Annotated in this window: 15 protein-coding genes; 10 read left to right on the top strand and 5 right to left on the bottom strand. The window is 56.0% G+C overall.

Annotated features, from left to right (window positions below; translation table 11 throughout):
- Positions 1–5: 5 nt before the first annotated feature.
- A complete protein-coding gene (locus ACS603_RS08150; RefSeq protein ID WP_474944091.1) occupies positions 6–437 on the bottom strand; it encodes a universal stress protein in 432 nt (143 codons plus the stop codon).
- 397 nt (positions 438–834) lie between these two features.
- Here ACS603_RS08150 and ACS603_RS08145 point away from each other — a divergent pair, with 397 nt between their 5' ends.
- The 3 genes from ACS603_RS08145 to ACS603_RS08135 are packed head-to-tail and all read left to right on the top strand — an operon-like array spanning position 835 to position 5944.
- The gene (locus ACS603_RS08145) at positions 835–1920 is read left to right on the top strand and encodes an efflux RND transporter periplasmic adaptor subunit (protein WP_182062139.1); all 1086 of its coding nucleotides are present in this window, start codon (positions 835–837) and stop codon (positions 1918–1920) included.
- On the top strand, positions 1920–4982 hold the full coding sequence (locus ACS603_RS08140) for an efflux RND transporter permease subunit (protein WP_474944082.1): 3063 nt from the start codon (positions 1920–1922) through the stop codon (positions 4980–4982). The genes ACS603_RS08145 and ACS603_RS08140 overlap by 1 nt, the downstream gene beginning before the upstream one ends.
- On the top strand, positions 4979–5944 hold the full coding sequence (locus tag ACS603_RS08135) for an acyltransferase (RefSeq protein ID WP_182062141.1): 966 nt from the start codon (positions 4979–4981) through the stop codon (positions 5942–5944). The genes ACS603_RS08140 and ACS603_RS08135 overlap by 4 nt, the downstream gene beginning before the upstream one ends.
- Here the strand turns inward: ACS603_RS08135 and pagP are convergent.
- Positions 5941–6516, bottom strand: coding sequence for a lipid IV(A) palmitoyltransferase PagP (pagP, locus tag ACS603_RS08130; RefSeq protein ID WP_182063453.1), 576 nt, complete (start codon positions 6514–6516; stop codon positions 5941–5943). The genes ACS603_RS08135 and pagP overlap by 4 nt on opposite strands.
- Before the next feature lie 262 nt (positions 6517–6778).
- Between pagP and rhaD the strand changes: the two genes are divergently transcribed.
- The 6 genes from rhaD to ACS603_RS08100 all read left to right on the top strand — a co-directional run bounded on the left by rhaD (position 6779) and on the right by ACS603_RS08100 (position 10068).
- The gene (gene rhaD / locus ACS603_RS08125; RefSeq protein ID WP_014071428.1) at positions 6779–7606 is read left to right on the top strand and encodes a rhamnulose-1-phosphate aldolase; all 828 of its coding nucleotides are present in this window, start codon (positions 6779–6781) and stop codon (positions 7604–7606) included.
- 275 nt (positions 7607–7881) lie between these two features.
- Positions 7882–8085: a hypothetical protein gene (locus ACS603_RS08120; RefSeq protein WP_182062142.1), complete on the top strand. Its 204-nt coding sequence runs from the start codon at positions 7882–7884 to the stop codon at positions 8083–8085.
- Between the two features lie 4 nt (positions 8086–8089).
- On the top strand, positions 8090–8365 hold the full coding sequence (locus ACS603_RS08115; RefSeq protein ID WP_182062143.1) for a hypothetical protein: 276 nt from the start codon (positions 8090–8092) through the stop codon (positions 8363–8365).
- A gap of 196 nt (positions 8366–8561) precedes the next feature.
- Positions 8562–8918 carry a hypothetical protein gene (locus ACS603_RS08110; RefSeq protein ID WP_182062144.1) on the top strand — a complete coding sequence of 119 codons (357 nt, stop codon included), beginning with the start codon at positions 8562–8564 and terminating at the stop codon, positions 8916–8918.
- Positions 8919–9048: 130 nt separating this feature from the next.
- A complete protein-coding gene (locus ACS603_RS08105; RefSeq protein ID WP_182062145.1) occupies positions 9049–9393 on the top strand; it encodes a cupin domain-containing protein in 345 nt (114 codons plus the stop codon).
- A 99-nt stretch (positions 9394–9492) separates the two neighbouring features.
- Entirely contained in the window at positions 9493–10068 is a 576-nt protein-coding gene (locus ACS603_RS08100; protein ID WP_182062146.1) for a YceI family protein, read from the top strand.
- Here the strand turns inward: ACS603_RS08100 and ACS603_RS08095 are convergent.
- The 3 genes from ACS603_RS08095 to ACS603_RS08085 are packed head-to-tail and all read right to left on the bottom strand — an operon-like array spanning position 10048 to position 11906.
- Positions 10048–10836, bottom strand: coding sequence for an anti-sigma factor family protein (locus ACS603_RS08095; RefSeq protein WP_474944081.1), 789 nt, complete (start codon positions 10834–10836; stop codon positions 10048–10050). The two genes, ACS603_RS08100 and ACS603_RS08095, sit on opposite strands and share 21 nt — an antisense overlap.
- Entirely contained in the window at positions 10833–11309 is a 477-nt protein-coding gene (locus tag ACS603_RS08090) for a sigma-70 family RNA polymerase sigma factor (RefSeq protein WP_259349699.1), read from the bottom strand. The genes ACS603_RS08095 and ACS603_RS08090 overlap by 4 nt, the downstream gene beginning before the upstream one ends.
- A 60-nt stretch (positions 11310–11369) precedes the next feature.
- Positions 11370–11906: a tetratricopeptide repeat protein gene (locus tag ACS603_RS08085; RefSeq protein ID WP_315686540.1), complete on the bottom strand. Its 537-nt coding sequence runs from the start codon at positions 11904–11906 to the stop codon at positions 11370–11372.
- 685 nt (positions 11907–12591) lie between these two features.
- On the opposite strand from ACS603_RS08085, the gene ACS603_RS08080 reads away from it, so the two are divergent.
- Complete coding sequence (locus ACS603_RS08080) at positions 12592–22632, top strand: BapA/Bap/LapF family large adhesin (RefSeq protein ID WP_474944080.1); 10041 nt, start codon at positions 12592–12594, stop codon at positions 22630–22632.
- The last annotated feature ends 63 nt before the right edge of the window (positions 22633–22695 follow it).

The raw sequence follows: 22695 nt of genomic DNA, 5'->3' as shown, positions 1-22695 counted from the left end.
TGTCATTAACGAATAACGAAAACAGGAACATGTGCGTAACGCACAATACTTGCCGCCTCTGACCCTAACAGATGGGTTTGAATATTGGGGTTTCGAGAACCGATAATAATTGCCCCGGCAGCAAGTTCATCCGCAAGCTTAATAACCTCATCGCGAACATTCCCGCTACGGACATGGAGATGAATACGTTCTTCTGGCAGATTCAGTTTTTTGACCAGGTCAGACAGTTTTTCTTTCGAATTATTAATCATATATTCATCCATCTTGCGCGCATCTGAAATAAAACCACGCGTCAGTTCGGCTGAAAACCTGGGCATGACGTGCAGCAAATGAATGTCACCCGACGCGCTTTGCGCCAGAAACTGTGCATGGTGCAACGCTTTATCCGCCAGGCCAGTCTCGTAAACATCCACCGGAACCAGAATATTTTTATACATATCGAGCATCCTTTTTATAACCAACACGGTAGTGAGAGAAGCAATAAAACGCATTAAATGCAGGGGGTTACCCTTAATGCCAGCAACGGGAAAAAGAGATGAATGATATTAAACGTAGCACAGGAATATCAGGTTAAACGCTTACCCACTGATATTGGTTAATTAACATTTGTCTTTTCTCCAACTATGCTCATAGAAAGACGCTCCTTACGGCGCATGGAGGAATGAATGTACGGTTTAAGCCTTTTCCGTCTTGGTTTGTTTATCGCACTTGCCATTATTGCCAGCACGGCAATTGGCCTATTTACCTATATGGTTGTCACTGTTCTGGCAGAATAGTGTCACCCCCTGCCCTTGCTACGGAATAAATAAAACAGTTATTTATTAGGGGAATACAGTGAACCGCTACCTCTCTCTTTTACCATTCATTATGTTAACGCTCACGGCGTGCGACCCGAAACACGAGCAAGCTTCTCCCCTGCCGCGAATGGTAAAAGTGGCGGAGGTGACCGTCCCCGGTCATGCCCAGCAGCGTGTTTTCCCCGCCCGCATAGAATCGGGTGATGCAACAGACCTTTCCTTCAAGCGCGCAGGTCAAATTGAAGCGCTCGATATACGTCAGGGCGCAACCATCAAACAGGGGCAACAGCTTGCCAGACTGAATGCCCGTGAAGCCCAGCAGCGTGTTAACGACAGACAAACGGCCGCGACGCTGGCCCAGAGGCAATTCGATCGCTTCCAGACGCTGGCAGGTCGCCAGGCGATTTCGAAAGCCGAAATGGACGTGCAGCGCGCGAACCGCGATTCGGCGAATGCGTCGTTGCAGATTGCCCGTGAAGAGCTGAATCAGATGACGCTCGTCGCCCCCTTCAGCGGAACGGCGGCCAGCGTGCATGTGCGAAACCATCAGGTGGTGTCTGCCGGTCAGCCCATTGCGACCCTGACCCGCACCGACCTGCTGGACGTGGTGTTTAGTATTCCTGAGAACCTGTTCAAAACCTTTGATATCCGTAACGCGCAGTATCGTCCCGTGGTGAGAATTAACGCCTTCCCGGATCGGGAGTTTACCGCTGTCTACAAAGAGCATTCGGGCAGCAGCGACAGCAACACCCTGACCTGGCAGGTGATACTCACCATGCCGCGCCCGGATGATTTTCCCGCCGTGGGAGGCGTAAGCGGTACGGTGACTATCAATTTAACCAACCTCCCGGCTGGCGCGGGCGCTCAGGCGCTGGTCATACCGGTTGAAGCGGTCTTTAACCCGGACAACAGCCCACGCAATGAACCGCACGTCTGGGTGGTGGCCGGGGAAGGTGACGCACTCCATCTTGAAGACCGCAAGGTCAGCGTGGGGCAAGTGACCGCAGAAGGTGTGGTGATCACCAGCGGGCTTAAGGCCGGTGAGCGCGTGGTGGCTGCAGGTGTTGGTGAGCTTCATGCTAACCAGCCGGTGCGTATCTGGACGCGTGAACGGGGACTGTAATGGATATCTCTCGTCAGTTTATCAATAACCCCATTCGCGTCTGGCTGACGATCCTGCTGCTGGGTGTGGGGGGCATTTTCGCCCTGCTCAACATCGGCAGACTGGAAGATCCCGCCTTTACCATCAAAACTGCCGTGGTCATCACCCACTATCCCGGCGCCTCTGCTCAGCAGGTTGAAGAGGAGGTTACGCTGCCGCTGGAGAATGCCCTTCAGCAGTTGCCTTATCTGGACAATGTCAGCTCCATCTCTTCAAACGGTCTGTCGCAAATCACCGTGAACATTGCCTCACGCTATCATTCGAACGAACTGCCGCAAATCTGGGACGAACTGCGCCGTCGCGTGGGCGATGCTTCGCGTCAGTTCCCGCCCGGCGTCGTTACGCCCTTCGTGAATGATGATTTCGGCGACGTGTTCGGCTTTTTCTTCGCGATTTCCGGGGATGAATTCAGTAATCCTGAACTGGTGAGATATGCCGAACAGCTGCGTCGCGAACTGATTCTGGTCCCCGGCGTCGGTAAGGTTGCCATCGGTGGGGCCATCAGCCAGCAGGTCAACATCGATATCTCCCTGACTAAAATGGCCGCGCGCGGCATTACGCTGAACCAGCTTTCCGCCCTGCTCAGCAGGCTTAACGTCGTTTCCAGCGCCGGAGAAATCAGCTCCGGAACAGAATCCATTCGCCTGCATCCGACCGGTGAGTTCGAAAATCTTGACGAGCTGGCGGATCTCATCATCACCCCTTCCGGCACCGGGGCGGCGACGCGGCTGCGGGATATCGCCACGCTATCGCGCGGGCTGAACGAATCGCCCGCCAGTATCTATCATGCCAACGGCAGAAAAGCCGTCACCATGGGCGTCTCGTTTATTCCCGGCGTGAACGTGATCGACGTGGGCCACGCACTGGAGGCGAAGCTAAACCAGATGTCGGCGGAAAAACCGGCAGGGATACACATCGACCTGTTCTACGATCAGGCCGCCGAAGTGGGCCACTCTGTTAACGGTTTTATCATTAACTTCCTGATGGCGCTGGCGATTGTCATCGGCGTGCTGCTGATCTTTATGGGCGTGCGCAGCGGGATCATCATCGCCTTTTCCCTCGCGCTTAACGTGCTCGGCACGCTGCTTATCATGTATCTGTGGGGCATTGAACTGCAGCGCATCTCGCTCGGCGCCCTGATTATCGCCCTCAGTATGCTGGTGGATAACGCCATCGTGATTGTTGAAGGGGTGCTGATTGCGCGTCAGCAGGGCTCCCCGCTGTTGACCGCCATTAACTACATCATCCGTCGCTCCGCCCTGCCGCTGCTGGGGGCGACGGTGATCGCCATCCTGGCGTTTGCGCCTATCGGGCTGTCACAGGATTCTACCGGGGAATACTGTAAATCCCTGTTCCAGGTACTGCTGATTTCCCTGATGCTGAGCTGGTTCTCGGCGCTCACCATCACGCCAGTGCTAATCAAGTGGTGGCTGTTTAAAACCGACAGCACACCAGAAAAAAGTAACGAGTCAGACCCTTACGACAAACGCCTCTACCGCCTTTACCAGCGCCTGCTTAATACGCTGCTGCACTGGAAAGCACCGACGCTCATCGTGATGGCGGCGTTGCTGGCCGCGTCAGTCTGGGGTTTCGGCGCCGTGCGGCAAAACTTTTTCCCGTCGTCAAATACGCCGATTTTCTTTGTCGACCTCTGGTTACCCTACGGTACCGATATCAAGTGGACTGAGAAAATGACCAGCGATATCGAGAAAACCATTAACGGCCAGCCGGGCGTAGAAACCACCGTCTCAACCATTGGCCAGGGCAGTATGCGGTTTATTTTGACCTACAGCGGACAGCGGCAGTACAGCAACTACGCGCAGATCATGGTGCGCATGGATGACCAGCGCAACATCTCCGCACTGACACGCCACGTCGATGAGTACATCGCCCGAAACTACCCGCAGGTCAACGCCAGTACCAAACGTGTGATGTTTGGCCCCTCCGGCGACAGCGCCATTGAGGTGCGCATCAAGGGCCCCGATCCTGACCGACTACGCCTGATTGCCAGCCAGGTGGACGATATTCTGGCGCGCGACCCGGCCACAGCAAGCGTAAGAAACGACTGGCAAAACCGCAGCAAGGTGATTCGCCCGCAGTATGTCGCCGCGCTGGGGCGCGAGCTTGGCGTGGATAAGCAGGACGTCGACAACGCGCTGGAGATGAATTTTTCCGGCAGTCGTGCGGGGCTGTATCGGGAAGGCAGCGACCTGCTCCCGGTCGTGGTACGCCCGCCGGAAAGCGAACGACTGGACGCCAATCACCTGAACAACGTGCTGGTCTGGAGCCAGACCCGACAGCAGTATATCCCGCTGAGTAACGTCGTCAGCCGCTTTTCACTGGAGTGGGAAGATCCGCTTATTCTGCGCCGCGACCGCTCGCGGGTGCTGACGGTTATGACCGACCCCGATCCGCTTAGCCAGCAAACATCAGGCGACATTCTCGCCCGGGTGAAACCACAGATTGACGCCCTCACCCTGCCCCACGGCTACAGCATCGAGTGGGGAGGTGATGCAGAAAACTCCAGCGAAGCACAGCAGGGGCTCTTCACCACGCTGCCGATCGGGTTCCTGGTGATGTTTGTCATCACCGTTTTGATGTTCAGCTCGGTGAAAAACGCCGTCGCCATCTGGCTGACCGTGCCGCTGGCGCTGATTGGCGTCACGCCGGGATTCTTGGTAACCGGTATTCCGTTTGGCTTTATGGCGTTGATTGGTCTGCTAAGCCTGAGCGGGATGCTGATCCGCAACGGCATTGTACTGGTGGAAGAGATCGAGCAGCAGAAAGCGCATAAAGATCAGCACGAAGCGATCGTTTATGCCGCCACCTCGCGCCTGCGCCCCATCTTGCTCACCGCATTTACCACCGTTCTGGGGCTGGCGCCGCTGCTGCTGGATGTTTTCTTCCAGAGCATGGCCGTTGTGATTATGTTCGGACTTGGGTTTGCTACAATCCTGACGCTGCTGGTACTTCCCGTGATTTATGCGTGCTTCCATCGTAAGGACAAAGCGGAACAACAATGAATGCGACAGGCCTGAACATTATCAAGACGCTGGGCTGTATGACGGCAGTCACCTTCTTCACCATCTACAATACCTGGGATCATTATGATTATGACTATCACTGGATCCTGGGGTTTTTAACCTTTATCTCGACCATCGCCACGCCGCTGTTTTTTGTGGTCGCGGGCTATCTCGACGGCCAGTCCCGGCACGGCACCCGCTGGCAGTTGGGCAAGATTAAAAGCCTGGTGATTGTCTTTCTGTTCTGGATAACGATCTACTACCTGTGGGAACCGTATCAGCGCGGGTATTTAATCCAGCCGTGGTTCGTGTTTGCGTTTGTCGTGATTTACACCTTCCATCCGGCGGTGGAGTGGCTCAGCCAGCGGCGCGCGCTGTTCTGCGGCGTGATTGCCAGCCTGCTTCTCTTCTCCTACGGGTATGATTTGCTTTCAGCGCTCTATCCGAACGTCCACGTCTTTTCCCTTTCGCCACAGTACCGCCTGTGGACGTGGTTACTGTTTTACCTGACGGGGCAGCTTTTCTGCGATCCCAACATCGCCGAGTGGATAAGCCGCAGGAATGTGGTCAGGGCCGCGGTTATCGCCATCCCGTTTATTTATCTCTTCACCTGGTTTTACGAGCGCCACTTCTTTTTTGCTCTGTTCAAGGCTGACAGAAACGCCTTTATTCTCACCGGCTCGCAAATCTACATTCTGATCATTGCGCTGGTTATCGCGGCGAACGGCGTGCACTTTCGCCGCAATGCAGAATTGAAAGAATCCATTCTGGCCGCCATCAGCAAAACGATGACCGGCGTGTACATTGTGCACTACTCGGTGTTTCACCTGCTGACGGCGCTGTTCCCGGTGACATCTCTCGGTATGAAGCTGACCCTGATCGTGCTCACTTTCGTCACCTCGGTGCTGTTCTCCATGCTGGTGCTTTCTAACGCCGTAGCAAAAAAGGTGATCACCCTTTAAAAGCCTAAGCGCAACCAGGCAAAGAGCACGTTACCGTTGTTATAGGTCCCGGGAATATAGGTGAACTGGACGGTAACGCGCTTATATCCGGCAGAGAACAGCGGGAAGATAAACGGCAGAGGCACATAGTTCGCAAAATCATCGCGCGCCGTGATCCCCGCAGCGGCACCGAGTCCAAGCCGGAAGTCTTTGGCATTATCCAGATACCAGCCCTTCTCCCAGCCATAGCCCATCGCGGGCTGCCATTCGTTGTGCGAGTCTTTGAACATCATCGCGAAAAGCGCGCTCCAGTTGCCCTCTTCGTTATAGCGGGAGACGCCCAGCCCGCCGCCCCACGGCATTTCATTGTATTTGTCCGTTTTTTCTTTGTCGTACATAAAGCGGGCGTGCCAGCTCAAAAATGGCAGGTAGAGATCGTAACGTTGAGGCTGCTCCCAGGTTTGCGAAATATCATCCGTCAGCGCATTCCACCAGCCGCTGATGCGCTGTTCACCATAGACGCCAGGCTCCGCATGAAGCGGCGCGATGAATAAAAACAGGGCCATCCAGAATGCCGAAAAGGTGCGTTGCATCATTATTCCCTCAGCTTAACTCACGCAGCGGTCACTATTACTGTAAACCATTCAACACTTAATTATATCGCCGCTGGTGTAGATGAAATTTATCTCTTCAACATCTTCGCAGGTATCCCACGCACCTGCCCCCCCAACGTCTTTAAATTTCTGCCAACCCTCCGCCATTTATGGCAAACAGCCAAAGGCGGCATGACGACCATCTCTATATAGTTGTCCATAACACAACACTAACACCCTCTCGGGTGCAGTAGAGGTAGTCATGCGTAACGTTGAATTGAACGCGGCCGTTCGTGCTGAAATAGAAAAAGTGATCGAAGTCTCCGCCTACCTGTGGCAACGAGAATGGGCAGAGCGTAATGGTGGCAACATCTCGGTAGATTTGACGGATATCTTCGGTGAAGTACCCTTCAATCTTGACCAGTTCCCGCACTGCCCACTGTCAATGGTTGGGGGCAGCAGCGCCTTCCCGGCCGACAGTGCAGGCCATATTTTCTTCGTGAAGGGAACCGGGGAACGTATTCGCGAACTGCGCGACCCTACGCTCGCGGGTTGTGTGCTGCGTATTGATGACAAAGCACAAGGTTATCACCTGCTGTGGGGCGGTCGCGGTCAGTCTGATTACAAACCCACCAGCGAATTTATCTCTCATGTCGAAATTATCATGGATAAACAGCGCGCTGGTCGCCCTGACCGCTGCGTGGTGCACACGCATCCACTTGAGCTTATCGCCCTTTCTCACCATCCAAAATATGCCCATGACAGCAAAGCCTACACCCAGGCCTGCTGGCAGATGCTCCCTGAAGTTCGCGCCTTCGTTCCGCGCGGTATCGGCATCGTCCCTTACTGTATGCCAGGCAGTCAGGTAATGGCGGATGGCACAACCACGCAGCTGCGTCATCACGATGTGGCCATCTGGGAAAAACACGGCGCTGTTGCCACCGGTATTGATGCGTTGCAGGCCTTTGATTTTGTCGATGTCGCCAACAAAGGCGCCAAGCTGCACTTAATGTGTCTTGCAAGCGGCTTCGAGCCGGAAGGCGTAAGCATGAACGACATGCGAGAGCTGGAAGAGACGTTCGGGCTTTAATCCGCCAGCAAGAAGTAAGGCTGTTCCCCGCAGGCAGTGTCAGAAATACACTGCCTGTGTCGTATTGCCCACTCCCTCGCCATACCTGTACCACAACACAAATCACTCAACGAAATAATCACCAGCTGAAATAACAGCATATTTTAATTAATAAATAATAAAAACCTGAAAAGCTATGTTGATTTATATCAAGGTTCTTTAGCGCGGCAAGTGGAAAATCACTGATGTTGGGAAAATTCTTATCTGATAAATAATGGAACCGGGTAGAGAATAAAATGGAAATTACACTTCAAAGCCTTGATTTTATAGCGCAATCGTTTGCAATGATGGATGCAACCACCCACACACATTCAGTAGACGCTCTGACGGGGAATATGCCGGCAGAGGTAAGAGAGGAATTTAATACCTTATACAACAAGTATCTGGATGAGATAACGCTCGATACGCATCCTGCTACCGGCGGCGAAAAAAGAGGCTAACACGATGCTGAAAACGTACGCGGTATCGACCTCTGCGGCCATGAAACGGCTGAACAACGTGTTCCTCAAAAAGGGGCAAAAAGTTCACAAAATACGGGATAAACGCGCCCAGGTTGTACTGGGTAAATATTGTATAAAAGATGTCGAGACCGGCGATATTATTTCATTCTCCAGCCAACTGACCGACTGGTTAAAAGAGGAGTGGCTGCTGGGGCATGAGGAGTTCGTCACAGACGAAAATATCAATATGGACGGATATCAACAATGTACAGGCCAATAGTTGTTGTACTGTTCATTCTCCTGACGCTCTCAGCGCTGGTCGAAATGGGTTATTTAACACTCGGGTAATCAGACCCTGAAATATAATGCGCGGGAAGTCGCTGACCATTTACAGTTTTTTCCTAAAGCCTTCCCCGCATTCATCATGCCATTCTTAATCACGCTCATAATACGAAAATGTTAATTGAGGATGAATGATGAAAAAAACAATTATTGCATTATCTGCCGTTCTGCTGGCTTCTCCTGTTTTTGCCGCGACCACACATGCCACCGACGATACCGTTGCTGCCGCTACGGCTAATGCCAACGACGCGAAGCAAAAGCTGCACGAAGAGCAGAACAAAGGCGAAGAGCTTAAGCTGAAAAAGCAACATGCCGCTGAAGGTAAGAGCGAGAACTTCTCCAGTAAGGTGAGTGAAGACTCCCAGAAAGCCTGGCATAAAACCAAAGAAGGCACCGAAAAAGGTTGGGATGCAACCAAAGAAGGGGCTGAAAAAGGCTGGAACAAAACCAAAGAAGGCGCAGCCGAGCTGGAAAAGAAAGTCACTGAATAATGTCCGAAAAGGTCGCGAGAGCGGCCTTTTTTATTTCCCCACCCTTTTCCCCTTTCATTCCACCTGAAACCGCTAATATTGAAGCGTAAAGACCGCACATTCTTCATCCCCTGAAGAGAGGTACACGCACATGAATATTGAAGAAGTGGCACCAGAAACCTGCGGTGTCACGGTCGAGCTGTTGACGAGTGTTGATCTGGGTCCTGAAATTGCTGGCATGGAAGGTCGTCAGTTACGTATGCGCAGGGTCACCATCGCGCCGGGCGGCGTTTTCGGGCCTGTGCATAACCATATCGACCGTCCAGGCACGGTCTACATTTTACAGGGCACCATCACCGATCACCGAAACGGTATTGCCACCGATTACGGCCCCGGCGTGGGATGGCCGGAAGATCACGACACAACGCACTGGCTCGAGAATCGCGGAACACTTCCTGCGATCGAAATCTCCGTCGATATCGTCCACATCGCCTGACAGAAAACCCGGCCTCTTTGTGCCGGGTTTGTTGTTGCGGGCCGAATAAAATCTCTGCTCCAGGCGTTAACACTATACCGGAATGATGGAGAGCCTTGTATGACGCGTTTTGCCACCCTGTTGATTGTTATTTTATTCAGCCCAATGCTGCTTGCGGCACCCGTTCGTTATGACATCGACCAGCAGAAAACAGGCATTGTGCTGTCGTGGCGCGCATTTGGTGGGATCCTTTCCCAGGCGTGGCTGAAAGACGTCACCGGCAGAGTCACTCTCGATCCTGATAACGAATTTAATGACCAGATCCAGGTGACGATCCCGGTTGCGACGCTGATGGCGTCCAACAGCCTTCTCACCTGGCAGCTCAAAAGTAATATGTTTTTCGACGCCGAGCGCTATCCGACAATCGCGTTTATCAGCGACCGGGTCGTTATCCTCCAGAAGGGGCATTTTCGGGTGTTTGGCGTTCTGGACGTGCGGGAGATACGTCGTCCGGTCATTCTGGACGTCACACTTGAAGAGCAATCGCCATCATCGCTGACTCTCCATGCCACTACCGCTATCTCGCGTTCGGCATTCGGTCTGGATCGCTTCGCGATGGTTGTGGACGACCGCATTGCTATCGATATTAATATTGGGGCGCATCCACTGTCCGGGTCAGCCAATCACCCGCAGTAGCGCCTGCGCCGTTGCCTGGAGTTCTGAGGCCGGGTTTCGGCCAATCAGCACATACTGATGCCCGCGATGATTCCACCATGCCAGGTTCATGCTGTGCCGTTTTTCCTGTTTAACCGGCGTTGTCTCCCCCGTGTCCGTGGCGGAAATACACAGCGCCATCGGGCCATAGTCGTGATGAAGCCAGGCAATCTGCGCAATCGAGGTGCGTTCGTAACGTAAAATACGCACCATCTTCAGCTCTGCCCCCGGCAGCATCAGCTGCTGTTCATCCAGCTGTAGCCCCAGATCCTGTGCGGTGCGGGCCAGACCACGTTGAAGCACCGGCGCGGCACTGTCGGCGTCCACCAGCGTTTCGGTACTGTAAAGCGACATATATTGTGCTTCCAGATCGCGGATCTGCGCACTCTCGTCGCGCTCTCCCGACGATGTTCGCACCAGATACCCCACGCCAGTTCCCAGCACCAAAAAGCTCAGCGATGCTGCAATTAATGCGCGGCGGCTGACATTTACCTGCGGCGGCGAATTGGCGGCCAGATGTGCCTCCAGCCGTTCCTGCATTCGGGCCAGCGGCGCTTCGTTAAGTAACGGGGCAAACGCGCTTTGATAATCCTGATGGCTTTTACGCAATTCAGCCGTGCGCCCGGCAAGCTGTTCATCACGTTGCAGATACTGTTCAAACTGGCGCGCATCCTCGCTCTGCATCTCGCCATCCAGCCAGGTGACAATGGCATCGTCGTGATACGGGGGAGTAAAACGGGTAGTTTTCAAGAGCGTTTCTCCTTTGCAGTGGGCGGCAGGTCAAACGACTTCACCAGCGTCGCGCGCGCGGTGGCTAAACGACTCATGATCGTGCCAACAGGAACCGCTAACGTGTCCGCCGCCTCCTGATAGGTAAACCCTTCAACATAAACTAAAAACACGGTATTCCGTTGCGCCTCAGGCAGCGCATTCACCCGCTGCATAATTTGCCGGTAACGCAGGCTGTCATCATTGCTTTCGCGGGTATCTGGCGCTTCCAGTTCGTCGCTTTCCACAAAGCCCTGCCCCTGCCGGACACGACGCGCACGCAGATCGGAAACCCATATTGAATGCAGAATCGAAAACAGCCACCTGTCGATGCGCGTACCCGGCGTAAACTGCGCGCTCTTTTCGAGCGCACGCACGCAGGTGGACTGAACCAACTCTTCGGCAATATCACGATTTCGCGACAACACCAGCCCGTAGCGCCACAGGCGCGTCAGGTGTGCTGCAAGCTGCTGGCGAACGTCACTGGTTGTGATTTTTAGCTCCTCCCACGGGGCTCAGGACTCAGAATGTCCGTTAATGGCGGCCTGCAAATCGCGATACTCTTCGCAGTTCTGGCCACAAATACCGGCAATAACTTTCAGCTGTTCTTTTGCCAGATCGGGGCGACCTTTTACCATCCAGGCTTCGCCCAGGTATTCACGGGCTTTGGCGTAGTTAGGCTCCAGGGCAAGCGAACGCTGGTAATAGCCAATCCCTTCATCCGTGCGGCCAAGCTTACGCGTCGCGTAGCCCCGGTAGTTCCAGGCTTCTGCCGTATTGCTGTTTTTCAGGGTATCGAGCAGGTTCAATGCTGCCTGATACTCCCCTTTTTTTGCCAGATGATAGGCATAGTTGGTCTTGTCCTGATCGCTCAGACTGCTGGTTTTATCCGGTACACATTTCTGGCTTACGCTGTCGTATACCTGCCCGGACGGGCAATCAGGTGTTTTACTCTCAGTACTATTATTACCCATTGCCAGCGCAAGTGGGGATTGCAGGAAAAGCACCAGTGCTGAAACGGCCAGGTAACGAGTCGTGGTCAACGTTTTCATGTTCTGCTCCAGGATAAATGCACAGTGGGTGTTCATGCAGTTAACGCGTGACCTGGATTTTTTATTCATCACCTGGTGCACTTTTTTCAGCGAAAAGGGGTGGTGATACCCACAACAGATAATGCGTATTTTTAATACATATTCATGCCAATTATGATTATAAAAATAGTGCTAGCAGATTATATTTTTCACGCCACTACGCCATTAAATCATTTAATGGATAATATATCATATTCTTCAATTAATATAATGAAGCTTAAACATCTGTTAAGCTACCGTTAAGTTACTATATAAATAAAATAAGCCAGCATCAAAAAATCAATACCCCTAACGCAAATTAATCACTTTACCTCAGAGTAGAATCGTCAAAAAACAACAATAATCGATTGATAATTAACACAAAAGCCATCACACACCATCATCACTGTCATTCTGCGTTTATTCGCTGGCGCTACATTTGCGCAATCGCCTGTTTATAGCTATATCCTTTTTACAGGCAATTAAATAATAACAACATTAATAAAAGGGTTTTATCGAAAATAAACACTGAGAATATCGCCATCGACATCAAATAATACGTTTCACGCGCGTAGCCACTCTTCAAACTGGCGGGTCTCGCTCGCTCTGAAGAAACCAAAAGAGAGTTGCTAATCCAAATAGTATCGCTGCCGGGAGCCGTTACCCTATGAGCAAAATATCTGTCATCTCAAAACTGACTGGTGTGGAGTCAACCACAGAAGGCACTCAGGTCACTCTGACCCACTCTTCTGTCATTAAGCTTCACCTTGAGCGCTCCGATATCGACCACTTTGCCCGCAGTAGCAACGATCTGGTTATCACCCTGCACTCGGGTGAAACCATCACCATTAAGAACTTCTACGTTGCGGATGCGCAAGGACTTAGCCAGCTGGTACTTGAAGAGGATGGCGGCCTGCTGTGGTGGGTTGATGATCCGGCGGTGGTGCACTTCGAGTCCATTGCTTCCACGGATGTACTGCTTGCCGCAGCGGGGACAGAGTCCGCAACCGGTGGCGCCGTGTGGCCCTGGGTACTTGGCGGTGTTGCCGCGGCAGGGGGCATTGCCCTTGCCGCAGGTGGCGGTGGTGGCGGCGGTGGTGGTGGTGGTGGTCACAGTAGTGGCGGCAATGGCGGGCAAAACCCTGGTACCGATCCAACAGACCCCACTACACCGGTAGACCCGGCCGATCCTGATACCACCGCCCCGGCGGCCCCGACGATCACCGGTGCCAGTGATGATGTTGGCTCAATTCAGGGGGCGCTCTCTCGCGGTCAAAGTACCGATGATACGCGCCCTACCTTCAGCGGCGTGGCGGAAGCTGGCGCGAAGGTGACAATTTACGACAACGGTAAAGCCATCGGCACCGTGACTGCGGGCAGTGACGGCAAATGGCAATTCACTCCCTCTTCAGATTTGAGCGAAGGCGCGCACAGCATTACCTCAAAAGCCACCGATAGCGCAGGTAACACGGGCCCTGCATCCCCATCGTTTACCGTGATAATAGATACCACTCCACCCGCAACACCCGGCGTGCTGAGCGCCAGCGATCGCACGGGCTCCAGCGCCATTCCGATCCTGAGCGGCCAGTACACCCATGCCGGCAAGCCCGTGTTGAGCGGAAAAGGTGACCCGGGCGATACCATCACCCTGTATGACAAAGGGGTGAAAATTGGCGAAACGACGGTAGATGCGAAAGGTAACTGGAGCTTTACGCCAGGTAAGACGCTTTCAGAAGGTGCGCACTCCCTGACGCTCACCGAAACCGATCCCGCCGGGAACACCAGCGGGATGTCCAGGCCTCTGAACTTTATTATCGACACTCAGCCGCCTGCTACCCCGGTTGCACAGATTAACGGCACGGGGGATCAGGTCACCGGCACGGCCGAAGCCGGCAGTATTATTACCATCAAAAACAGCACCGGAACGGTGATTGGGACCACCACCACAGACGGGACTGGCCACTTCACCCTTACGCTCTCGCCTGCCCTCACCAACGGTGAAAAAATATCGATAATCGCCACTGACGAAGCCGGTAACCCGAGTGCCCCGGCAAACCTGAATGCCCCGGATACCACACCGCCGGCCATTCCTGATGGCGTGGCGGTATCTCAGGATGGCGACCACGTTACCGGCACAGCCGAGCCGGGCAGTACCATTATCGTGAAGGGGGAAAACGGCCAGCAAATTGGTACGGGAACCACCGACAATAACGGTCATTTCGACGTCACCATCTCCCCGGCGCAAAAAAACGGTGAGCTGCTGGACGTCACGGCAACCGATGGCGCAAACAATACCAGCCAGCCGGCCCATGCCACCGCCCCGGATACCACTCCACCGGCCGCACCGACCGACCTGGATGTCTCAGCAGATGGCACGGAGCTAACCGGTAAAGCTGAAGCGGGCAGCACCGTCACCGTGACCAACAGCACGGGCACTGTGGGAACGGCGCTGGTGGACGATCAGGGTAACTTTACAATCACACTCAACCCGGCACAAAACAACGGTGAAACCTTAACCGCACGGGCAACCGACCCGGCAGGCAATACCGGCGATCCGGCCAGCACCGTTGCGCCAGACACGACACCAGCGCAAACGCCAGAGATAATCGGCGTGACGGATAACCAGGCTGACTTCACCGGCAGCGTGGCTAATGGCGGCATCACAAACGACAACCACCCTACCATCTACGGTAAAGGCGAAGCGGGCACTACGCTGGACCTGTACACCAACGGCAATAAAATTGGCTCGACGGTGATTTTGTCTGACGGCACCTGGAGCTTCCCGGCGGATGTGCATCTGGTAGAAGGCGGGAACGTCATTACGGCAAAAGCGGTAGACAGCAAAGGCCAGGAGAGCGGCTGGTCCGCCACCTGGAGCATTACCGTCGATACCAGCGCCCCGAACGCCCCTGTTATCAGCCAGGTGATTGACGATGCTGCGGCCAGTACAGGGAATATCACCAGCGGGCAGCTCACCAACGACACCACCCCAACCTTTAACGGCACCGGGGAGGCTGGCGCAACCATTAACGTAATGGAAAACGGCAATATCATAGGTACTGCGCTGGTCGCGCCAAACGGGTCATGGACATGGACACCGTCCAGTGCCTCCGCCTTTGTCACCGGGACACACAACCTGAGTTTTGTGGCCGTTGATGCTGCGGGTAACCACAGCACCACCGCCACCAGTTTTGTGCTTAACCTTTCAACGGTAGCCCCTGGGAAACCAACCATTGATAACGTAACCGATGATGTGGGCAGCGTGAAAGGCCCGGTCACCAGTGGTCAACCGACCGATGACACCCAGCCCCTTTTCGAAGGGAAAACGGATGTGGGTAGCACCGTTGCCATTTACGACGGCAGCAAGTTCCTGGGCAACGCAACGGTAGATGCCTCCGGCAACTGGAGTTTTACGCCGCCTCTGCCGCTTGGCGAAGGGTCGCACAGCATTACGGCGGTCGCCATCAATGCCGCCGGGAACACCACCACTTCCAGCACGTTTAACGTGGTGGTGGATACCATTGCGCCAGATGCCCCGTCCACCCCGGTTGTCACCGTGAACCCGGACGGCACGGACGTCATACTCGCACCAGGGCAGCCAACCCGCGATACCACGCCGACCCTGAGCGGAACCGGCACAAAAGGGGATGTGATCACCATCTACAACGGCAACGCAGTGCTGGGCACCGCCGAGGTTGATGATACCGGCCACTGGAGCTGGACGCCTACAACGCCATTGCCGAACGGAACTTACAACATCACCCTGACCGCCACCGACAAAGACGGCGCGGGCAATGAGAGCGCCGCCTCGCACGGGGCGACCATTATTATTGATACCGATCCACCAGCCACGCCGTCGGCTCCGACCATTACCGATAACGTGGATGCATTCACCGGGGTTATCGCCAATAACGGCACCACCAACGATCCGCGCCCGGTGCTGAGCGGAACAGGTTCAGCGGGTGATGTGATCACCATTTACGACGACTATAACGGCACCAAAAGTCCGATTGGTACGGCGACGGTTGATATCAACGGCAACTGGAACTTCCAGCCATCGACGCTGGGCCAGGGCGATCACACCTTCAGCACTACAGCAAAAGACGAAGCCGGGAACGTCAGCGCGAGCGGTGCGCCGATTACCGTGACGGTAGATACCTTAGTGCCTGCGCAGCCTTCAGATATCAGCATTAACGTGCAGGGCACCATGCTGTCCGGTACGGCTGAAGCAGGCTCTACGGTGGAAATTCGCGATGCCAACAACAACCTGATTGGTACCGGCACCGCCGATTCCAACAACCACTTCAGCATTACTCTGACCAGCCCCCAGACGTCAGGGAATAACCTGACCGTGACCGCCGAAGACAAAGCCGGGAACACCAGCGATCCTGCCAGCTACCAGGTCACCGGCACCGTTCAGCCCCCCACCATCGACACCATTATCGATGATGTTGGCACCCTGGTAGGGAACGTGAAAGGCAGTACTTCAGACGATACGCTGCCGGTGCTGAACGGTACGGCTGCCGCAGGCAGCACCGTGAACCTGTACCAGGACGGGCTGCTCCTGACCACCTTCACACTGGGTGCCAGCCAGACAAGCTGGAGCTATCAGCTGACCACACCGCTTGTCCCGGGCACACACAGCTTTACCGCCACGGCCACGGTGGGTTCTGCCACCAGCGATCTCTCCGCCGCCGCCAGCGTGACTATCGATCTGATTTCTGTGGGCGTTCCGGTTATCGATGCAGTCACTGACAATGTTCCGCCTTACACCGGGCCGCTGACCAACGGGCAATCCACTAACGATAACACCCCAACCCTGAGCGGCACCGCAGGCGTGGGCGATATCATCACCATCTTTGATAACGGGCTGCCGATTGGCGTCGCGACGGCGGTGGCAAATGGGGCATGGTCCTTCACTCCCGTCCCTCAGCTGGATGGGCTTCACACCTATACCATTACCGTGACTCACCTGGGCATTACCAGCCTGCCTTCCATGCCATTTATGGTGGTCATCGACACCACAGCACCAGATAAACCGACGATCACAACCATTACTGACGACGTTCCGCTGTACATGGGCGGCATCGACAAGAACGCGTCCACCAACGACACCACACCAACCCTGAACGGCAAAGCCGAAGCGGGCAGTACGGTGACCATCAGCGATAACGGCACGGTGCTGGGTACGGCACTGGCCGACGTCAACGGCAACTGGACCTTTACGCCTTCAAAAGCGCTGGCAGACGGTCAGCACAGCTTCACGGTGGTGGCAACCGATCCGCTGGGCAACCAGAGTACGGTGTCGGACAGCTACGGTATTACTATCTCTACCACACCGCCCGCACAGCCAACGCTGGATACGGTCTATGACGATGTGCAGGGAAGCGTGGGCAATCTCACCAACGGTCAGTTGACCAACGACAACCTGCCGACCCTGAGCGGTACGGGCAGCGAAGGCAATATCATTCACATTCTGGATAACGGCGTGCAGATAGGCACGGCGATTGTGAGCGGCGGCGTCTGGAGTTTCACCCCAACCACGGCCCTGACTGATGGCGTACATAACCTGCGCATTTATGCCAACGACGATGCGGGCAACGTGTCCACTACCACGCCTGTTTTCGCCATCACCGTCGATGCCACCGCTCCGGCCACACCTGCCGTCACCGGCGTCCTGGACGATGTGGGTTCGATTACCGGGCAAATAGCAGCTAACGGTCGCACCGATGACAATCGTCCGACCCTGAGCGGCACCGGGGATGCCGGCACCACCATCCACATCAAAGATGGCGCAAACGAAATTGGTACCGCAGTGGTCACTGCGGGGGGCACCTGGACATTTACCCCTACCGCGAATCTGGCCGACGGGTTGCACAGCCTGGTCATCACCGCCACCGACCCGGCCGGGAATACCAGCACCGGCAGCACAACCGTGACCTTCACGGTAGATACCAGCGCGCCAGTTGCCCCGATAGTCGCAAGCGTAATCGACAACGTGGGTACGACGGTGACCCTGGCCAATGGCGATTCCACCAACGACACCACACCAGCCTTTAACGGCACCACGGAAGGCAATGCCCTGATCACCGTCTACGACAATGGCAAGCAAATTGGCCAGGTCACGGCAGACGGCTCAGGATTGTGGGCTTACACCCCCGCCGCACTCACAGAGGGCAGCCACAGCTTCACCTTTACCGCCACCGATGTGGTCGGCAACGTAGGCCCGGCCTCCCCGCCGTATGTGCTGGTGGTTGACCTGACGCCGCCTGCCGCACCGGCCATCACGCAGGCAGTGGATGATTTCGGCACCATTCAGGGGCCACTGGGCACCGGGCAGCTCACCGATGATGCTCAGCCGCTGCTGAAAGGCACCAGCGAGCCGCTCGCCACGGTCAACGTCTATGACGGAGGCACGCTCATCGGCACGACTAACGCCGATATCAACGGCAACTGGTCGTTGCAGCTGAGCGCCAACCTGAGTGAAACCACCCACAGCTTCACGGCACGGGCGGTAGATGCAGCCGGTAACATCAGCAACCCGTCTGCACCGTTCCAGCTGACCGTCGATACCACGCCGCCAGCTCCGCCGGTTATCCTTACCGTGGCTGATGACGCAGGACCGAACATTGGCAATCTCACCAGTGGCCAACTGACGGACGACAACAAACCGACCCTGAGCGGCACGGCGGTAGCGGGTTCACTGGTTCGTATTTACGATGGCAGCACCCTGCTTGGCAGCGTTGTCGCCACCAACGGCAACTGGAGCTTTACTCCAACCAGCCCGCTTACCGATGGCTCGCACACGCTCAGGGCCACGGCCAGCGATCCGGCAGGCAACGTCAGCGGTGATTCAAACACCTTCACCCTGGTGGTGGATGCGACCGCACCGAACGCGCCAGCCATTACCTCCATCGTGGACGATGTGGGCAGCATCACCGGGCCAGTGACCAGCTCAACCCCCACCAACGACACGCGGCCTGCGCTGAACGGCACCGCAGAAGCCAACAGCGTGGTGAAAATTTATGATGGCACTACGCTTGTCGGCCAGGTTACCGCAGATGCCAACGGCAACTGGAGCCTGCCACAGACCACCACCATCCTCAGCGACGGGCAGCATAACTTTACCGTTACCGCCACGGATGCTGCGGGTAACACCAGTGCCGCATCCCCTGTCACCTCTATTGTGGTGGATACCCTTGCGCCAGTGGCGCCGGGCGGGCTGGCGGTGGTTAACGTTGGTACGCGCGTAACGGGTACAGCAGAAGCGGGCAGCACCGTGACCATCACCACCAGCGGCGGTACGGTGCTCGGCACCGCCACGGCGGACGGTAACGGCAACTTTACCGCCACCATCAACCCGGCGCAGACCAGCGGTGAAACGCTGCTGGCCTTTGCCACCGATAAAGCGGGCAACGTCGGGCTTTCTTCCCCGGTCATCGCACCGTTTACCACCCTGCCGGGTGCGCCAGTCATCAACACCGTGACAGATGATTTCGGTACGGTGAAAGGCACGCTGAGTAACGGGCAGAGTACCGACGACGCCACTCCGACGCTTGCGGGGACCGCGCAGCCAGGCTCAACGGTGACCCTGTTTAACAACGGGGTGTCGATGGGCACAGTCACCGCTGACGTAAACGGCAACTGGAGCTTTACCGCGCCCGCTCTGAGCGAAGGTGCGCATACGTTCACAGCAACCGCCTCCAACGGCACGGGTACCGGCCCGGTTTCGGGCAGCATTGCCGTGGTTGTGGATACCACCGCACCAGGCATCCCGACAGGCACCTTTAACGCCGATGGCAGCGTGCTGACCGGTCAGGCCGAAGCGGGCAGCACGGTCACCATTCGCCTGCCGGATGGCACCACCTACACCACGACGGCCAACGCCAGCGGTGTCTTCTCTCTGACCTTTGCCAACAAGCAAACCGAAGGGGGAACACTGACACTGAACGCGACCGATGCCGCAGGTAACACTTCACTGCCGGGGCAGGCTATCGCCCCTAACCTGCCGCTGTCTGCAGCGAATAACCTCGACGAGCTGAACTTCACCACCACGGCGACAGTGACCGATGCCCAGTACAGCGATTACGGTCTGCTGCTGGTGGGCGCGGTAGGTAACGTGCTCTCGCTGCTGGGGAACAACAGCGCGCAGGTCACCTTCACCATTGACCCGGGAGCATCGGCCAATATCAGTATTAACGCCTACGGGACGGGCGCGGTGCTCAGCTTGCTCAACACCATGCAGATTGTGGTGCAGCACTGGGATGCCACCAACAACGTCTGGACTACGGTGGTGGACTCCGGGGATGGCAGCACGCTGAACCTGTTGACCCTCGGGGCGAACGGCGTATCCCTGAACCTGACCGGGCTGCCTCAGGGGCAGTATCGGGTGCTGACCTACAATACCAGCCTGCTGGCAACAGGGGCTTACAGCAGCCTCGATGTGGACGTCACGCAAACCAGTGCGGGCACCATTGTTGGCAGCAACCTGAACGTTGCGGGTAACGTGATAACCGACAACGATGCCGTCTCCGGCAGCGACAACGCGCCGTCTGGCACGCTGGTCACCCAGGTGACGAACGCGCAGGGCCAGACCATCGCGATCAATGCCAGCGGCACCACCGTGGTTCACGGTCTGTACGGCGACTTGACCATCAGCGCCAACGGGACCTACACCTACACGCTGACCACCACCAGCGCCAGCGCCAACGGCCGCACGGAGAACTTCACCTACACCATTGCGCACAACGGCTCAACCGCCAGCGCCCAGTTGGTTATCTCACTCGGCACCAGTTCCGGGGCAACGGTCGCCCACGCGACGGCTGTAGATGACGCGACAAGCTTCACTTTCGATACCAGCGTTCATGCCATCGACAACGGGACATCATCCCAGGGCGGGTTCACGGTGGTGGGCGTCAGTCTGGGCAACGTGCTGAGTCTTGACGTGCTAAGTAACCTCAGCAACCCGATTATCTATAACGTCGATCAGGGCACCACCCGCACCATGACGTTGCAGGCAAGCGTTGGCGGGGTAGCCATCGGCTCGGTGTTTGACCTTTACGTCTATAAGTTCAACGCCGCGACCCAGACCTACCAGCAGTATCGTTACGATAAAAGCTGGCTGACCGCGCCGCTGCTGGGCGGCACGTCCGGCAAGCTAACGCTGGATCTCCCGGCCGGGCAGTATCTGTTCCTGCTGAATACCGCATCGGGGATCACCGCCCTGACTGGCTACACCCTGAACGTGCTTGAGGATCACGTTTACACCGTATCCAGCACCGACGGTTCGACCACCGGTAACGTGATGGCGGACGACATCCTGCCAACCGGCGTGACCGCCACGGTGACCGAAGTGAACGGCGTGCAGGTTAACGCAACCGGCACCACAACCATTCAGGGGCTGTACGGCACACTGACCATTGATGCTCAGGGTCACTACAGCTACACCCTGAAAGCCGGTACCGGGGCAGACAAAATCCGCACCCCGGATACCTTTGTCTACACCATTACCGACTCGACCGGGCACAAGGACAGCGCATCGCTCAACATCACCCCAACGCCGCACGCGCTGGATGCCATCGACGATGTCAGCAAACTGGTGACCTTTGATGCCACACAGCACATCGCAGCCTGGAGCGATACCTCCGTCGGCAGCGCAAGCTGGCAGGCCGCCCTGCTGAGTACCACCCGCGCCTCCGGTAGCGGCACCTTTACCGTCGACCCGAACACCGCGCTGCACAATGTGGTGCTGCACTTTGACATTGCATCCGTGCTGCCGCTGGGCGGGCTAGGCGTCACCTGGTCGATTACCCTGCAAGGGGCTTCAACGCCGATTGCCTCCAGCTCGTTTAGCGGTGGCTCCACCACCATCAACCTGAGCGGGCTGGATCTGGATGCAGGGACATACACCCTGAGCTTTACCGGTACTGCGGGGCCACTGGGTGTGGGCGGCATTACGATCACCCCATCCGTAACAGGCACCTCGGTGTTCCTCAATAACTTCGAAACCACCGCCGGGCATCTGGTGACGGGCAATATCTACGACGGTACGGATTCGCAGGGGGCGCTGGATCAGCTGGCATCGGTGAACACCCGTCTGAGCATCACCGGGTATGACGGCCATGTCACCACGCTTGATCCGTACACCACCAGCAACGCCAGCGCGTCGATTGTCGGGCATTACGGCACGCTCTCTATTGGCGTGGACGGCAGCTACACCTACACGCTGAACAGCGGGATCTCGCTTTCCACCATGACCAGCAAGGAGGTCTTCAACTACACCCTGACCGCTGCCAACGGCCAGACCGATACCGCCTCGCTGACCATCAATCTGTCACCGCAGATGACCAGCACCAACCACAACGACATCATGACCGGCAGTGCCTATGGCGACACGCTGATTTATCACGTGCTCGATACCACCACAGGTGCCGGTACCGGGGGCAACGGCACCGGCGATCACTGGACCAACTTCTCTGTTTCGCAGGGGGATAAGATCGATATCGGCGATTTGCTGGTGGGCTGGAACGGCCAGACATCGTCGCTCGGTAACTATGTGTCCGTCTCCACTAACGGAAGTAACACCGTGATTTCCATCGACCGCGACGGCACAGGAAGTGCTTACGCCAAAACCACACTGGTCACTCTGGATAATGTTCAGACCACCTTCGACGAGCTTGTAAATCAGCACCACAACATCATTACCTGACAGCCGAAAATAATGACCCGGGCGCTTGCCGCCCGGGCATAGACAACATAAAGCGGTACTCTT

Source organism: Enterobacter sp. Li2LvB3 (assembly GCF_056156645.1).
Note: the sequence above shows the minus strand (reverse complement) of the source record. Positions and strands in the feature narration are given on the sequence as shown.

Bases quoted from the DNA above. Each gene is read 5' to 3' on its own strand.
- rhaD (WP_014071428.1), top strand. From the start codon at position 6,779: ATGCGTAACGTTGAATTGAACGCGGCCGTTCGTGCTGAAATAGAAAAA.
- ACS603_RS08135 (WP_182062141.1), top strand. From the start codon at position 4,979: ATGAATGCGACAGGCCTGAACATTATCAAGACGCTGGGCTGTATGACG.
- ACS603_RS08080 (WP_474944080.1), top strand. From the start codon at position 12,592: ATGAGCAAAATATCTGTCATCTCAAAACTGACTGGTGTGGAGTCAACC.
- ACS603_RS08110 (WP_182062144.1), top strand. From the start codon at position 8,562: ATGAAAAAAACAATTATTGCATTATCTGCCGTTCTGCTGGCTTCTCCT.
- ACS603_RS08140 (WP_474944082.1), top strand. From the start codon at position 1,920: ATGGATATCTCTCGTCAGTTTATCAATAACCCCATTCGCGTCTGGCTG.
- ACS603_RS08150 (WP_474944091.1), bottom strand. From the start codon at position 437: ATGTATAAAAATATTCTGGTTCCGGTGGATGTTTACGAGACTGGCCTG.
- pagP (WP_182063453.1), bottom strand. From the start codon at position 6,516: ATGCAACGCACCTTTTCGGCATTCTGGATGGCCCTGTTTTTATTCATC.
- ACS603_RS08100 (WP_182062146.1), top strand. From the start codon at position 9,493: ATGACGCGTTTTGCCACCCTGTTGATTGTTATTTTATTCAGCCCAATG.
- ACS603_RS08120 (WP_182062142.1), top strand. From the start codon at position 7,882: ATGGAAATTACACTTCAAAGCCTTGATTTTATAGCGCAATCGTTTGCA.
- ACS603_RS08115 (WP_182062143.1), top strand. From the start codon at position 8,090: ATGCTGAAAACGTACGCGGTATCGACCTCTGCGGCCATGAAACGGCTG.
- ACS603_RS08085 (WP_315686540.1), bottom strand. From the start codon at position 11,906: ATGAAAACGTTGACCACGACTCGTTACCTGGCCGTTTCAGCACTGGTG.
- ACS603_RS08105 (WP_182062145.1), top strand. From the start codon at position 9,049: ATGAATATTGAAGAAGTGGCACCAGAAACCTGCGGTGTCACGGTCGAG.